Source organism: Oceanobacillus locisalsi (assembly GCF_042675985.1).
GTDB classification, from domain to species: Bacteria; Bacillota; Bacilli; order Bacillales; family Amphibacillaceae; genus Oceanobacillus; species Oceanobacillus locisalsi.
Window position 1 is genome coordinate 24,622 of the sequence record NZ_JBHTKK010000025.1, and the last position, 16,431, is coordinate 41,052.

Genomic DNA, 16,431 nt, shown 5'->3' on the forward strand with positions numbered 1-16,431 from the left:
AAAGGGGGGGTAATAAATGAATAGATTTATGGAGCTTTTGGAAAATATTCTGTTACCAATTGCAGATAAATTAAATAACAATAGGTATTTGACAGCTTTACGTGATGGTTTCATGGTTGCTTTGCCATTTATTATTTTCGGTTCCATTTTCGTTGTTTTGGCAAACTTACCTTTCTTAGATAGGTTGATTGGAGAAGAAGCATTTGCAACTTATCAAAATGCCTTAGCACCAGCATCAGAATCAACATTAAGTTTAATGGGGTTATTTGTTATTGTTGGAATTGGTTATAAGTTAACGCAGCGATATGGTTTGGAAGCAATTTACGGCGGAGCAGTTGCTATCGCGTCGTTCTTAATATTAACGCCACAAGTTCTGGAAGGTGTTGTAGGTGCAATTCCGGCTGCAAGCTTAGGAGCAGAAGGAATGTTCTTAGGGATTGTTACAGCATTTGTTTCGGCGGAGTTATATCGCTTTTTTACTCAAAAAAATTGGACTATTAAAATGCCGGCAGGAGTTCCAGATCAGGTTTCTAAATCATTTAGTGCATTAATACCAGTTGCTTTGACATTATCCATCTTTTTAGTTTTTCGAATTGCATTTAGCTTTACAACGTTCGATACAATACAAAATTTTATTTACACGCTTATTCAAGAGCCATTGACTGCACTTGGGAGCGGCTTACCAGCAACAATTATTGCGGTTCTTCTAATCCAAGTATTTTGGTTCTTTGGACTGCATGGGCAAATTATCATAAACTCTGTATTTGACCCAATATGGTACGCATTGAATAATGAAAACTTACAAGCATTCCAAGCAGGTCAAGAGATACCCAACGTTGTTACAAAACAGTTTATCGATACATTCTTAGTTGGTATGGGCGGCACCGGCATGACGTTAGCGGTTATTATTCTAATTTTAATAATTGGCCGTAGCAGACAGATGAAAGAACTGGGCAAACTAGGTGCGCCAGCAAGTATATTCAATGTGAATGAACCGATTATCTTTGGGTTGCCAATAGTTATGAATCCATTATCTTTGATTCCTTGGATTCTTGCACCAGTTGTTGTCACGATTATTACGTACTTTGCCATGTCAACGGGACTTGTACCAAAACCAGCAGGAATTATTGTGCCGTGGACGACTCCTCCACTTCTTAGCGGATTCTTGGCAACAGGAAATGCATGGCAGGGAGCGGTACTACAAGCATTTAATTTAGTAGTCGTTATGTTAATTTGGTGGCCTTTCCTTAAAATTATTGATAAAAGCTACTATGAGAATGAGAAAAACAGTAACGAATAAAGCACAGCACGATGATATTTGTTTAGCAGAATATAATACTTCATTATTATTTACCAAATTTAATAAGATAATAGTCTCTTTGTTATAACAGGACCAATCTAATCCTATTTATAAAATATAGGATCTCAGCTATTGAAAGAGGGGAAAGTGCATGGAAAATATTACAGAAACTGCATTTCAAATCATTTTATATGCAGGAAATGGCCGTTCCAGTGCAATGGAGGCCATTCAAGAAGCAAAAGAAGGAAATTTTGAAGGGGCAGAAAGTAAATTAAAAGAAGCAGGAGAGGAACTAAATAAGGCACATGAATTTCAAACAAACCTGCTTCAGAGAGAAGCTAATGGAAAAAGTACTGAAATTAATATTATATTAATCCATTCTCAAGATCATTTAATGAATGCGATGACTGTTCGTGATTTAGCAACAGAGTTTATTGAATTATATCATCATAAAAATTAGGAGGTATATCATGAGTGTACAATACAAGTTCCCAGAAGGTTTTTGGTGGGGAAGTGCAGTATCAGCCACACAAACGGAAGGTGCTGCAAATAAAGGTAGAAAAGGAAAAAATATTTGGGATTATTGGTATGAAACAGAACCTAATCGTTTTTACGAAGGAGTAGGACCAGAATCCACATCAGACTTTTACCACCATTATAAGGAAGATATTCAATTAATGAAGGAAATTGGCCATAATACATTTCGTCTTTCTATTTCTTGGTCTCGTCTCATTCCTGGCGGACGCGGAAAAATAAACCAAGAAGCTGTAAATTTTTATAATCATGTCATTGATGAATTAATTGCCAATGGTATCGAACCTTTTGTGAACCTATACCACTTTGATATGCCATATGAGTTACAGGAAGAAGGCGGCTGGGAAAGCAGGTCTGTTGTGGATGCATACACAACATATGCCAGGGAATCATTCCGATTGTTTGGAGATCGTGTTTCTAAATGGTTTACATTCAACGAGCCTATTGTACCAGTGGAAGGAGGTTATCTATATGACTTCCATTATCCAAATGTAGTAGATGGAAGGCGTGCTGTACAAGTAGGATATCATACGATGGTTGCTCATGCACAAGCAGTTGAAGCTTTCCGTGCTTCTGGAGTGAAGGATGGTAAAATTGGCATCATTTTAAATTTGACTCCATCCTATCCGCGAAGCCAAAATCCTGCCGACTTAAAAGCGTCACGTATTGCAGACTTATTTTTTAACCGCAGTTTTTTAGATCCTGCAGTATTAGGAGAATATCCTGAAGAACTAATAGAAATATTAACTGAGTATAGTCAATTACCAGTAACTAAAAAAGATGATAAAGCGCTTATTAAAGCCAATACGGTTGATATTCTAGGTGTTAACTATTACCAACCACGCCGTGTGAAAGCGAAAGAACATTTACCAAATCCATATAGTCCTTTTATGCCAGACTGGTTCTTTGATAACTATGAAATGCCGGGTAGAAAAATGAACCCATACCGCGGATGGGAAATCTACGAAAAAGGTATTTATGATATTATGATTAACTTAAAGGAGAACTATGGAAACATTGAATCCTTTGTCTCTGAAAATGGAATGGGAGTTCAAGATGAAGCACGATTCTTGGAAAATGGAGAAATTCAGGATGATTATCGTATTGAATTTATTCAGGGACACTTAAAATGGCTGCATCGCTCTATTCAAGAGGGGTGTAATGCAAAGGGATATCATCTATGGACCTTTATGGATAACTGGTCATGGATGAATGGTTATAAAAATCGCTATGGATTCTTTGCTGTCGATTTAGAAACGAAAGAACGTACACCGAAGAAAAGTGCATATTGGATCAAAGAAGTTTCGAAAAATAATGGTTTTTAGAAAGAAGATTTTTCTAAAAATGACATAGCAGTCTGCTTTCTATAGATTATCTGTAAGTATCCCTTTGAGATATCATTTTTTTATTTAAATATGGATTTTGGAATGCTGTTTCTTAGATATTTATAAATGATTTGCTATCTGATTCTAAAAAGTATATGCAAAGGTTCTGATTCTATTTTGAGTCAGAACCTTTATTGTTAAAATAATTTATAGGAACGAAAAAACGTATTTGCACACCCGAAAGTAAGGTGAGGTAAGGAAATGTTAGATAATAGAATGAAAACGATATTACGAGAACTAATGGCAGCAGAGACACCTGTAACAGGGAAGTATTTTGCAACAGTAAATCATGTAACAGACAGAACAACAAGGGAAGATATGAAGACACTCTCTGGATTGTTACAGGTGCATGGTGCAACGATTGAATCGTTAAAAGGGAAAGGATATCAGCTGACGATTATCGATGAACAACACTTTCGTAACTTCTTAAAAGAAATATCAAGTTATGATCAATCTATTGGTGAGTGTGTTCCACGGACACCTGAAGAAAGAATAAAATATATTATTATTCGACTCTTACTCAATCAAAATTATATGAAGTTAGATCATTTAGCAGAGGAAATGTATATCAGCAGGTCTAGCATCCAGAATGATTTAAAGCATGTAAAAGTAATACTCTCTTCATATGAACTTAGCATAGATGTACGTCCTAATTATGGTTTGAAGATAAAAGGGAACGAGATGAAGATTCGTTTTTGTATGTCTGAATATATATTTAATCGAAATGAAGAAATTGGTGAACAATGCGGAGATTTATATTTAAAAAACTTTGACCAAAAGTTGTTAGATGATTTTTTGCAAATAATTCTGAATCAAATAAATTTTCATCAAATAACTCTATCAGATATTGCATTAAATAATTTGCTGGTACATATTGTTATTGCTTACAGACGAATTAAAAGCGGAAATTATGTAGAATTATACAATATGGATGTACAAGATATTCTGAAACAGAAGGAATATAAAGTAGCTCGGGAAATTATTAATGAAATAGAGGAAAAGCTAGGGGTGACATTTCCTCAAGCTGAGGTAGCTTATATTGCACTTCATTTGCTTGGAACAAAAATGCTCTCTCAAGCGAATGATGTAGTAGATGAAATCATCGATGAGAATATTCAATGTTATGTTTCGAACGCACTGAATCAAATAGATCAGGAATTCAATTTGGAAATAAAAGATGATAGAGAATTGATTTTTGGGTTAAGTCTTCATTTAAAACCAGCAGTAAATCGATATAAGTATGGTATGAATATTCGCAATCCAATGCTGGAAGAGATAAAAAAGAATTACCCTTTGGCATTTGAAGCAGCTATTTCAGCTGGTATGACAATTGGTCAAGAAATGGGAGCAGAAATAGATGAAAATGAAGTTGGTTATATTGCGCTTCATATAGGAGCAGCAATAGAACGAAAAAAGCTTATGTCTGGAGCAAAGCGTTGTTTAATTGTATGCGCTTCAGGCTTTGGTACAGCACAATTAATTTATTATAAGTTGAAAAATCAATTTGGTAAGGAACTGGATGTTGCTGGTACAACAGAGTATTACAAATTACATGATTATAATTTAAATGATATTGATTTTATTGTTAGCTCGATTCCGATTTCAGATAACATTTCGGTACCGGTAATTCAGGTCAATGCTATTTTAGGAGAAAATGATTTAATGAAAATTGGACAATTTATAGATAAAAAAAACCTTTCTATAAATACCTATTTCGATGAAAAATTAACTTTTATCAGGAAAAAATTTCAAACAATGGATGAGGTGTTAGGATTTCTAAATGACGAATTAATCCAAAAGGGGTTAGTAGATGAAACATTTATAGAAGCAGTTTATGAGAGAGAAGAGATCGCTCCAACTTCATACGGTAATCTGGTAGCAATACCACACCCTATAACACCAAAAACGGAAAAAACGTTTCTCACTGTATGTACCTTAGAAAAACCAATTAAATGGAGGGGTAAACTGGTACAATTTGTCTGTCTTTTATGTGTTAAAACAGGTTCCCAAGAAGATCTGCAGGAAATGTACGAAATACTAGGAAAGATAATTGATAATAGCGTGATAGTTAAGAGATTGATAAAAGCTAGAAATTATAAAGAGTTTATTGGAAATTTGCAGTAATGGGTGTTTTAATCTATGTATATTTTTAAAACAAATTCGATAAGGTGTGGAAGAGAATCGAATAGCATCAAAATCTAAAGTTAGAAGTAAATAAGTAAACGTGGTATTAAGAATTCGATAGTATAGGAAAATAGAAGAACTCAATATTTTCAGTGTATTTGCTGGATTTACCAATATGATATTGTATTATGCATCGTTCTAATTGGTTCACGGATAAACGCTTCCTGCTTTGATTATTATGCAGGAAGCGTGTTTTGTGCTGGAAAAAGAAAGAGAAATCAATAGATTAAAAAACGGATAAACTTCTCGACTGCTTTGAGATTTCTGGAAGGTTTTCTATAATTTATATATGATTTCTTATATATAGGTTCTTATCTTTTGTTTTAAAAAAATGTCCGTATAGAATGTTACGTTAATACAGGTGTGATTGTACAGTTTTTTAAAATCCCCCATGTAAATCGGTACAGAAGTGTTTTCTGTAAATAATAATAGAAGGTGTATTTCATTTAAGGATTAATTATTGTTTTCAACTTATCTAAATTCTGATAGTTCATTTCCCGTTTACCAGTTTCCAGTTCTGTTATCATGTTAAGCAACTTTCGAATTAATGGCATATCTAACTGAAATTGTTCACCTTTTTCAATTACTGGTTCTAATTGATTAGGTACTTCTGTTTTTCTTTTATGAACAGCCAAGTCTCTCCAGATACCACTTTTCTTTTTCTTATACGTTTGGAGTCGCTTTACTAATAAATCAAATTGTTCGTGAATCCTATCCCAATCTCTTTTGTTGTTTGGACTATAAATAATTGCAGGGTCCCAATCATCGAATGCTTCTGTTTGAATGTGAAGTTGTTCCGCAACTTGCAAAACTTCCGTGCTAATTTCTACAAATAATTCTCGATATTCATGATTAGCGATTAAATATTCCATCGTTTCATCTACAGTGGCTGTAGCTGTGAGAATCGCACCATACGCTAACTTGCTCCATAAATAACCAAAAATATTTGACGTAATCTGGACGTTTCCCCACGCTTTTAACCTATTTTGAATATCTAATAATCGATTTGTTATTTTGCCATCTAGCTCTCCAATGTATAAGCTTCCAACTCCACCGTATTGAATCCGACCAGGTTCCAAATAATCGGCAAACAAATTAACAAAAGAACCAATTGTTCGATCTTGTCCAATCATGTTAGCAATAATATGTTCATTTAATCCATTTTGCATAGAAATAACAACTGTATTTTTTCCAATCAAATGTTTGATTTCATTTATCACATGTTTGGTATGTTGTGATTTCACTGCCAAGATAATGACATCCAGCTTATCCGATAGTTGTATTAACTGATTCAACATACAAGTATCAATACGAACAACAATTGGTTCATGCGTGGTTTCAATTGTTAGTCCCTTTTTATTAATTGTATCGATATGTTCCTGATTGATATCGACCAATGTTACATTGTTCTCATGGTAGGCTAGATAACCTGCAATGACTCCACCGATTGCTCCAGCTCCTATTATTGTAAACTTCATATTAATACGCCTGCTCATATACACCAGGCAATTGGATATCTTCACCTAACTGTATCGCAGCATCTTTCGCCCAGTACGGATTTTTTAACATACCTTTTCCAATACAAATCAAGTCAGCATTGTCTTCTTGTAAAACCATTTCTGCAACTTGGGGAGTTTCTAAGCTTCCTACAGATATCGTAGGTACGTCTAACTTTTCCTTTATTTCATTCGCATATTCAACTTGGTAACCAGGATAAACCTTTGGTCTATTTGGAGAATTCCCTCCAGTCGATACATCAAATAAATCAACACCTAGCTTTTTAAACTCTGAACAATAATGAACCATGTCTTCAAGCGTATAGCCCGCTGGTTGATTGTACTCAATGGCAGATACTCTCATTATAAGTGGCATGTTTGCAGGTATAACAGCTTTGACAGCTTGAATAACTTCCCGGCAGAATTTCGTAGGGTCTCCGTATTCATCTGTTCGCTTGTTTGAACTCTTTGACATGAATTGATGTAATAAATAACCATGTGCACCATGGATTTCTATCGTATCGAAACCGGCTCTTACTGCTCTTTCAGCTGCACTTGCAAAGTGCTCAATTATTTTCTTTATTTCATCTTTTTCTAGTGCGCGTGGAAGAGGAGAGTCATCTGAAAATGGAATAGCTGAAGGTGCGACGATATCTCCATTTTGAATCTTTGACTTCCTGCCAGCATGGGCGAGTTGAATACCAATCTTAGCATTATATTTATGCACTTCCTGAATGATTTCCTTAAATGCGGCTTCTTGGGCATCATTGTATAAACCGAGGCAATTTTCCGTAATTCTACCTCTTGCTTCTACATTTGTCATTTCGGTGAGGATTAGTCCTGTACCGCCTATGGCCCGTGAAGCAAGATGAATCAAATGCCAATTTTCTGGTATTCCTTCTTTATTACTTGCTTGATACTGACACATTGGTGATAAAACAATACGGTTCTTTAAAGTTAAATCTTTTAGTGTGAAAGATTCGAATAGCATAAACATTACACCTCCGTTTCCATACGTTTTTCAAATGTTTTCATATCTTCAATTAATCCTTTTAATAAGAAGTTAAATTTATTAGATTTTCTTAAAAGTGTTGTTTCAATAATATGTTTCTCTCCATCTGTGTAGTTACCTTGAAGTTTTTGGACATCGGCTAACAAAGGTACTGGGTTTTGAGATAATGCTGGATCATGTCCGAATCGATCTTCATTCACATAATTTAATCTTACTAATGTTTTAGAGATTCTTATAAGCATCCGATTGATTTGCTTTTCTTGTTCGACATCATAATTTGCACTAGCATATTTTTTAAGTCTAATAATCATTTTTTTAGCTTCTAAAACTCGGTCTATTGCTTTTTGCAGACCTGCGTGAGAAGGGGAGAGATTCACATATTTTTGAACAGCTTGTTCGATATCTTCAATCGCTTTCTGTTGGTTTAATGGTAAAATCCTGCTATTACAACTATTAAGAATAATCGTTAAATAGATTTGACAGTCACGTTGTAGATTTTCAGGATCGATTTTATCTAATGTATCTTCTGTTGTGTGCCACCACCATCCAAATCCGCCACCATCCCCATCTCCGAATAACTTAGAAAATGCTTTCATAGCAGGTGTATCACTTTTAACCTGCTCTGACAGGCCCATTAGTAAAGAAGGTACTCCCATTCCCCAGAACGATTGATCACCAGATCTTCCATAACGACTTGATTTAAATGTTTCTCCTGTTACCGACATAATCGCTTCATGGACAATATCTTTGGTTTCTGCCATGGCATTACCTTCTGATAACACGACAGCGTCTTTTCCGCCAACTGAGTCAACATTGACATGCATGACACAGTTCTCGTATAAATCTTCCCAATTCTCATCTGCGTAGATAGTAGAACCTGCATAACGACCATGGGAATGACCAGACCAAAAGGCTAGACGTAATGATCGATATAGTGGCTCTTTATTTTCTCCAATAACTCTAGCAACTTCTAACATCGTTGCATTGGCTGTTCCATTATCCATTACGCCATAATGCCACGAATCTATATGACCTGAAAATAAAACGAATGAATCAGGATCTTCCACTCCCTTATAATCAGCTATTAATGTGGGTATATCGGTCCATTTTGTTTCTACTTTTGCTTCTAATTCACACTCAGTATGCTTTTCACGTATTTCCTGGATAATTGTTTGTCCATCTTGATAATTAACAGAAACAACTGGAATCGATGGATATTTCTCAGCATTTGATAAATCAGGGTTCCCCCAATTGGTTGAAACAATCATTTCATGGGTATATTCGGCATTAATAAAAATGGCTGCTTTCACATTAAAACGTTCTGCAATATTTACAACCCCAGGTATAGCAAGGCCATCAATCAAAGTAACTTTATTCGTCACATCTTGTCTATTAAAATCCTCTAGAGTACCTTCCCCAACATATACGACTTCACCTGTTGTAATTTCTGAAGTTGATGCAGCCATTGAATGCGTGATTCTGTCAAATGATTGGCCATTGATTTTCAAGCTGGAATCCATTGGTAGACTAATATACGCTTTTCTTGTATACAATTTTGTATCAAACCCAAATGATTTTAATTGTTTCTCAGCAAATTCAAATGCTCGATACTCTTCTTCAGATCCAGATAATCTAATCTCCTTTGCAATATTTTCAGTAAGTGTCATTAGTGATTTTTTATTTACTTCAGAGCGTAGTTGAGCTATTTTCGTTGTATCCATTACTTCTCCACACCTTTCTACTTTCCGTAAGTTTCTAATAGCATTGCTAATAAAGCAGTACGTTTTGGCATTTCTTCTAAAACAACATATTCATGGTTTGCATGTGCTCCGTCACCAACGGCTCCTAGGCCGTCTAATGTAGGGGCATAAGGAGCTGTTAAATTACCATCACTGCCGCCGCCAGTTTCTTTCTCGGTCAGTTCAAGTCCAAGATGTTTTTTTGCTAAATCTTTTGCAGTAATAAACATGTTCTCAACTTCTTTTGTTCGCTCTAATGGGAATCGATTGACACCACCTTCAATTACTACATTAGCTCCTTCTTTCTTTGCTTTTACTCCTTTAATCAAAGGAATAACTCGTTCAAACTCTTCTTTTGTTTTTGCTCTTAAATCAAGTACAGCAAATGCTTCTTCTGCAACAACATTTGACGTCGTGCCGCCACGAATAGTTCCAACATTTAAAGTCGTTCCTTTTTCATAATCATTGAGCGATTGGAAATACTTTATGATATCAGCTAATTCTTCAATTGCACTAACTCCTTTTTCAGGATCAATGCCTGAGTGTGCTGGGACACCTGTCACTTTTATCGTAAATATACCAACTCCTTTACGAGTAGTTTTTAAACTTCCTTTTGGTGACATAGCAGGTTCTAAAACAAAAACAGCTTCACTCTTTTTAGCTTCATCTTCAATGAGTTGTTTAGAAGAGGGGTTTCCTATTTCTTCATCACCATCAAAGATGCAAATAATTTTCTTATTTAATTGAGTACCTAGTTCTTTTAATGCATGGAGTGCATATAACGATTGGATAAGACCTGTTTTCATATCAAACACGCCAGGTCCTCTTGCGATACCATCTTTTATGGAAAATGGTTTTTTTTCTAACGTTCCTTTTTCCCAAACGGTATCAAAATGGGCTAAGATTAATAATTGTTTATCGCCTGTGCCGAATTCGCCTACTACATGATTTCCATATTGCTCATTTTTGATAATTTTTGTTTTTCCTTCAGTGAGTGTTTCAAATTGATTGGAAATCCATGTTGCTAACTGATCCAATAACTCTTTTTCATGGGAAGGTGATTCGTGTTCAACGATCTCCTTTACAGAATCGTACATTTGGTGTTTCTTTTGATAAATAAAGTCATAATATTTTTCCAATGTTGTTTGCCTGCCTCTCTCAAAGATTAATTAAAACTTTTAAATACTCGACCTGCCGAATAGCCGCCATCGACTAATATATTTTGACCTGTCATATAAGAGGCCTTATGGCTGCTTACAAACGAAACAACTTCTGCTATTTCTGAAGTTTTAGCTGTTCGATTTAAAGGGGAGTATGAAATTTTTTCTTTATGTTCCATTTTTGCTTTTTCGTTGTTGAGTGTCTTCAATAATGTCTCTGTTTCTACAAGACCTGGTCCAACAGCATTTACTCTTATACCAAAATCAGCAAGTTCCAATGCAAGTACTTGTGTCATCATTTTTACAGCTGCTTTGGAAGAACAGTAATGCGAGACACCTGGTCTTGCTACTTCACTTGCGGCTGAAGTAATATTTACAATATTAGCTTGTAGTTCTCTGTTTTTTGCTGATTTTGCAAAATCGATGGACAGAAAAAATAGTGCTTTTACATTTAGGTCAAAAACGTTATCCCATTCATCTTCTGAGATATCAAACGCTGGAGTAGCTGGGAAAATACCTGCACAGTTTATCAATACGTCAAGATGGCCTAATTTTTTTTCGGCAAATGATATAATATCTTCACGAAATGCTTTTTGTGTTAGGTCACCTGCCAAGTAGGTAACCATATTTTCGTATGAGAAACCTTCTGTTATTTCTTCCTTACTTCTTTTAAGTTGTTCTTCATTAATATCTATCAGCAATAATTTGTATCCTTCTTGAAAGAAATGTTTAGCAATTCCTTTACCTATTCCTGAGGCACTTCCTGTTATAATTACTGTTTTATACATTATGAACACCCCAACTTTTTAGTGTAGACATTTATTTGGTTAAACTTTCTTTCTTTAATTCAGGAAAAAAGATTTCTAAATTTTCTCTTGGTGTTGGTTTTGTAAATAGACTGACAATGATAAAGATGGCTGTTGATACGAATACGCCTGGAATAACTTCATTAATATCATACGGGTTGTCTAAGATAAAGAGCCATATTAATACAGTAATCACTCCGCCAATCATTGAGGATAATGCTCCTGCTGCAGTTCCGCGTTTCCAGTTTAAACCCAAAAGAACAAGAGCGAAGAAAAAACTAGCTACTAATGAAGCTTGTGCTAATACCATAAACTGCACTAAATCAAATGGATTGAGTGAGAAATATAATGGTATTAAAGCTAGAATAACAACGCATATGCGATTGAGCACCATCTTTTGTTTATCAGTAGCTTTTGGTTTCAATACTCCAAAAATATCATGAGATATTCCAGAGGAGGATACGATTAAGACTCCAGATACAGTACTCATAATTGAAGCTAATATGGCTACTAACAATAATGCTCCAACAACAGGCGGTAACACATTGACAGCCATGACAGAAGATGCACTGTCAGGTGAACCTAAAACAGGATATAGTGACCTCATAATTAATCCACCCATCGCTACCGAAACTGCGACAACAGCTTGAAAAATAAAGGAGAATCCAATAGCTAAGCGAACTGTTTTAGGGCTGCGTAGAGAATAGAGTCTTGCCAATTCGTAAGGGGCAATAGCCATTGAAAATCCAAAGGCAGCACCAAAGCCAATTAAATCTTTAAAGCCGTAATGCCAACCTAGAATACTTGGGTCAAGATCTGATAAAAAGCTGCCTACAAAACCAATTCCTCCTGCTTGATTGAGTGCAATTGGGATTGCAATTAAAAAACTGCCTGCCATAATAAGTGCCTGTACGAAATCACTGTATGCAGTTGCTCTCATTCCGCCTTTAAGTGTATAGATGAGTGTAATACCAATTGTAATAACTGCGCCCCAAAACATAGGAATTCCAAAAATAGTGTTCATGATTATTCCACCAGCAACATATTGAGCAATGAGATAAACACTATATGCCACAATGATTAAAACGGCTGCAAGTACTTTTCCTGCTTTACTGTTAAATCTTTTTTCAACTAAATCGGGGACCGTAACACCGCCTTTAAATTGTTGGATCTTCGGAGCTATCCAGATTGCAGAAACGACCCATCCAAGCCACAACCCTGGCCAGAACCATATATAGCTTGCTCCTGTTAAATAATGAATACCCATTGTGCCAACAAAAGTTCCTGCACTCATTTGTGTTGCAGCTAAAGCAGCTCCGCCAATTACTGAACCAATTGACCGCCCAGCAACTAAATGATCTTCACTAGTCTTGTTGCCTTTTCCTGCCCAAAGGCCGATTCCTAGAATCATGATAAAATAGCCAATTACGATATAGTAAAACTCTGAGCTAACTTCTAACATGTCTATCTCACCTCTCTAATCTTCTTTCGAATTTTTTATAGTCGCCCAAATAAAATAGCCACTTATAAAAACAATCGCATAGATAACTAACCCCCAGAATGGAACTCCCATTTATACCGCTCCTTTCTTTTTCTTTACTTCTCCTCTAATCCAAACAAATACAACTAATAAAAATGCAACCAATGAACCCCAGCCAATAATGTTAAATAAATTAAAATGTTTTGTTTCTGTATAGAATACGTACTTTACATGTGATGGTATATTCATCATATAATTTGTATCACTGTTACCTTCGTTCCCTTTGACAACTGGAAAAGAGTTTAATTGTAAAACCATCTCTTCTGGTGCTTCAAAATGGATATCAACAATATTTTCCTCTGCAATACTTCCGAATTCTGGAACAAATAAGGGAACTGTAAATTCTTCATTGTCTAACTGTGCGGTATATGAAACTTGATAATTGAACGTGTCCCCCTCAAATTCTGTAAGATCTAAAATGTATTTATCTAATGCATCCTTTTCCTCAACGGTATAAGTTAAATCATCATCTGCAGACGTAAATGTCAGATTATCTACTTGAACATCGTTTATATTTGTTAGGGTGTGCATAATCTCTTCATCTTCCAGTGAACTAATATTCCCTATTGTAATATCTTGTTGAACCTCATAATGTTTATCTTCGTCGCCCTTAATATCAACATTTGCTTTTTCTAAAAAGGGTGGTTCTTTCTCTTCAGCAGATACAGTTGAATTTGCAAATAAAAGTAATATCAATACAATAAACGTTACAGAGAATGCTTCTTTCGCCATTTATTCATACCCCCTAAATAAGCGCTCCATATTATTCTAAAAAATATTCATTTTTTGAATAGATTTCATTTATTTTGCGTAGTCTCTCCGTTACGACTTCCTTATTATCAAATTCCATTCCAGTTGCAATAAGATTGAGTAAACTATGAACGGATGACATTGAGACAAGATTGACAGAGCTGACATTTATATCTGTTGTCAAACATATATCAGCGATTCTAGCGACTGGCGATAATAATCTATCAGATATTACTATGATTTTTGCACCTTTTTCTTTCGCTATATTTGCCAGTTTTAAAGTTTCTGACATATAACTTGGAAAAGATAACAGAACGTAAATAACTTTATCTTTTTCTCTGGATAATACATCTCCAGGTGCATTTAAACTTATGATAGATGACAGCAGGGTTACGTCTTCTCTAATCATACTTAACTTTGTATAAAACCAATGAGCTGCAGAAAAGGATGCACCATATCCAGCAATCTTAATTTCATCTGCATCCGCAAGTTCCTTAATAACATCATTTAATCTATTGATATCTAAATTTTCTTTCAATTTTTCTAAAATAAAAATATCTCTATTTAAAGTTAAACTGAGTAAATTATTCACATCGTCATCTGTAATGTTTTCTGTCTGTCTAGGTGATTCATCTTCATTTAAAAGCTGAGCTTTAAGACTTTTTTGCATACTAGAAAAGCTTCCAAATCCCAGGGCGTAAGAGAGACGAATTACGGTTGCTTTACTTGTACTTACTTCTTTCGCAATCTCTTCTACAGTCGATACACTAAATTCAAGTGTGTTTTCTAGTAAATAATCAGCCACCTTTCTATGCCCTTTTGATAAATCATTATAATATTTAAGAATTAAGTCTTGAATATTAATTTTTAAGCCTCCTTTTTATGAATTAAATGATTCATATTTATATAAAATGAATAATATTATTCTTATTTTAGTAGTATAAAGTATTAGAAAATTTAAATCAATACTTTTTTTATTAATTTTCTGTCTTTTATATTGATTTTGATAAGTAAACGAATCTTAAAAGCAATAATAAAATAGGCTGTATCTATGTAAATATCATAAATACAGCCTATTTTTATTATTAAACTATTTTATTTTTGACCAATCCCGAGTTCATTCTCCAAAAATCCCCAAAACCGGCTCAACCGTTCCACATTTAACTTAGGATTTTCACCAATCTTTTCAAGAAGTCCTAATTCCTTCATTCGTTCAATAGCATTGATTTCGTCTTCATTCAAATTCAAATTATCAGAAATAGAATAATAAGCAGTATGCTGAGGAGAATCTATTTTGCCTAACAAATAATCAATGGATACCTGAAAGAAGTCGGCAATTTTATATAGTGTTTCTAAAGAAGGCTCGTTTCTGCCTTGTTCATAATAACCATAACCACTTGCTGATACATTCAGCTTTTTGGCTATTTCTTCCTGACTATATCCATGTTCAATGCGAAGGTCTATTATTCTTTCACTAAATATGTCCATGTATAGATTCCCTCCTAACTATCAGTAAAATTATACCGTTAGAGGAGAGTTATTTTTATTTATACAACAAATTATTGTATAAAGTATTTACAAACAATAATTTGTTGTGTAAAATGATTGTCAAATAGTTAGAAAATTTAGTTTGGATTTGTTTAAACAATGTCGAATAGAATTCTAGAAGAATCGATTTAGACATAAAAACACAGTATGCACTTAATGGTCTGACCATTAGACATACTACCAATAATAGGAGAAAAACAATGAAACCATTATTTGAAAAAATACCGCAAAGGGATTCAACACGAGAGATAATCATGAACCAATTTACAAGGATGATTAAAGAAGGTGAATTGTCAATTGGAGATAAAATACCTCCTGAAAGAGATTTAGCAGATCAATTTGGGGTGGGGAGGTCTACGATCAGAGAAGCGATTAAAAGTATGACTTCCATGGGGCTGTTAGAAGCAAGGTTGGGTGAAGGGACATTTATAAGAAAAGTCGATTCGGATAACATTAAACAACAGCTGCAATGGGGACTATATCTGGACCCTGCCCCATTTAACGAACTGATTGAATTAAGAAAGATTTTAGAATTGGAGACAGTAAAGCGGGCTGCGTTAAATCGAACAGAAGAGGAAATAGCAGAATTAGCGTCATGGATAGATAACATGCAGCAAGAAGGACAAGTGCATCGAAATAAGCAAAACGATTTAATGTTCCATATGACAATAGCTAAAGCGAGTAATAACAAAATGATTTACAACTTATTGGATTTAATCCGAATGTCGTTGGAAGAGTGGTTCGAAAATGTACTCAAAGACTCGCATAATGTGGAAAACTCCATCAAGGAGCATCAATGTATTCTGGAGGCAATTATACAACAAAATGTTGAGCAGGCTATAGAGACGATGGAAATACATTTGAACCGTGGAGAGAAGCGGTTATTTCAGCAAATGGAACAAAATAAGGAATAATGACTGCGTAGACATACTATTTAAATCCTTAAAGGGGGTGATTGGCAAACATCGATATCTGAA

At 34.8% G+C, this 16,431-nt stretch carries 14 protein-coding genes; 5 read left to right on the top strand and 9 right to left on the bottom strand.

Annotated features, from left to right (window positions below):
- Positions 1 to 16: 16 nt before the first annotated feature.
- The 4 genes from celB to ACFQ19_RS16620 all read left to right on the top strand — a co-directional run bounded on the left by celB (position 17) and on the right by ACFQ19_RS16620 (position 5,343).
- Complete coding sequence (gene celB, locus ACFQ19_RS16605) at positions 17 to 1,300, top strand: PTS cellobiose transporter subunit IIC (RefSeq protein WP_379593772.1); 1,284 nt, start codon at positions 17 to 19, stop codon at positions 1,298 to 1,300.
- Positions 1,301 to 1,451: 151 nt separating this feature from the next.
- Entirely contained in the window at positions 1,452 to 1,760 is a 309-nt protein-coding gene (locus ACFQ19_RS16610; protein ID WP_379593773.1) for a PTS lactose/cellobiose transporter subunit IIA, read from the top strand.
- 10 nt (positions 1,761 to 1,770) lie between these two features.
- Positions 1,771 to 3,159 (top strand): glycoside hydrolase family 1 protein, encoded by a 1,389-nt coding sequence (locus tag ACFQ19_RS16615; protein WP_379593774.1) that lies wholly within the window; start codon positions 1,771 to 1,773, stop codon positions 3,157 to 3,159.
- Positions 3,160 to 3,420: 261 nt separating this feature from the next.
- Complete coding sequence (locus ACFQ19_RS16620; protein ID WP_379593775.1) at positions 3,421 to 5,343, top strand: BglG family transcription antiterminator; 1,923 nt, start codon at positions 3,421 to 3,423, stop codon at positions 5,341 to 5,343.
- A gap of 506 nt (positions 5,344 to 5,849) precedes the next feature.
- Here ACFQ19_RS16620 and ACFQ19_RS16625 read toward each other — a convergent pair.
- From ACFQ19_RS16625 to ACFQ19_RS16665, 9 genes are all read right to left on the bottom strand, one after another.
- A complete protein-coding gene (locus ACFQ19_RS16625) occupies positions 5,850 to 6,881 on the bottom strand; it encodes a ketopantoate reductase family protein (RefSeq protein ID WP_379593776.1) in 1,032 nt (343 codons plus the stop codon).
- Between the two features lies 1 nt (position 6,882).
- Positions 6,883 to 7,896: an NADH:flavin oxidoreductase/NADH oxidase gene (locus ACFQ19_RS16630; protein WP_379593777.1), complete on the bottom strand. Its 1,014-nt coding sequence runs from the start codon at positions 7,894 to 7,896 to the stop codon at positions 6,883 to 6,885.
- A complete protein-coding gene (locus tag ACFQ19_RS16635; RefSeq protein WP_379593779.1) occupies positions 7,896 to 9,632 on the bottom strand; it encodes a M28 family peptidase in 1,737 nt (578 codons plus the stop codon). Before ACFQ19_RS16635 ends, ACFQ19_RS16630 begins: the two co-directional genes overlap by 1 nt.
- A 17-nt stretch (positions 9,633 to 9,649) precedes the next feature.
- Complete coding sequence (locus tag ACFQ19_RS16640) at positions 9,650 to 10,789, bottom strand: M20 family metallopeptidase (protein ID WP_379593780.1); 1,140 nt, start codon at positions 10,787 to 10,789, stop codon at positions 9,650 to 9,652.
- Between the two features lie 26 nt (positions 10,790 to 10,815).
- A complete protein-coding gene (locus tag ACFQ19_RS16645) occupies positions 10,816 to 11,598 on the bottom strand; it encodes an SDR family NAD(P)-dependent oxidoreductase (RefSeq protein ID WP_379593781.1) in 783 nt (260 codons plus the stop codon).
- 31 nt (positions 11,599 to 11,629) lie between these two features.
- Positions 11,630 to 13,078 carry a sodium/proline symporter gene (locus ACFQ19_RS16650; protein ID WP_379593782.1) on the bottom strand — a complete coding sequence of 483 codons (1,449 nt, stop codon included), beginning with the start codon at positions 13,076 to 13,078 and terminating at the stop codon, positions 11,630 to 11,632.
- 111 nt (positions 13,079 to 13,189) lie between these two features.
- Positions 13,190 to 13,888, bottom strand: a complete 699-nt coding sequence (locus tag ACFQ19_RS16655; protein ID WP_379593783.1) for a hypothetical protein — start codon at positions 13,886 to 13,888, stop codon at positions 13,190 to 13,192.
- A 31-nt stretch (positions 13,889 to 13,919) separates the two neighbouring features.
- Positions 13,920 to 14,771, bottom strand: coding sequence for a MurR/RpiR family transcriptional regulator (locus ACFQ19_RS16660; RefSeq protein ID WP_379593810.1), 852 nt, complete (start codon positions 14,769 to 14,771; stop codon positions 13,920 to 13,922).
- 230 nt (positions 14,772 to 15,001) lie between these two features.
- Entirely contained in the window at positions 15,002 to 15,394 is a 393-nt protein-coding gene (locus ACFQ19_RS16665) for a helix-turn-helix domain-containing protein (RefSeq protein ID WP_379593784.1), read from the bottom strand.
- A gap of 260 nt (positions 15,395 to 15,654) precedes the next feature.
- Between ACFQ19_RS16665 and ACFQ19_RS16670 the strand changes: the two genes are divergently transcribed.
- A complete protein-coding gene (locus tag ACFQ19_RS16670) occupies positions 15,655 to 16,368 on the top strand; it encodes a FadR/GntR family transcriptional regulator (RefSeq protein ID WP_379593785.1) in 714 nt (237 codons plus the stop codon).
- The last annotated feature ends 63 nt before the right edge of the window (positions 16,369 to 16,431 follow it).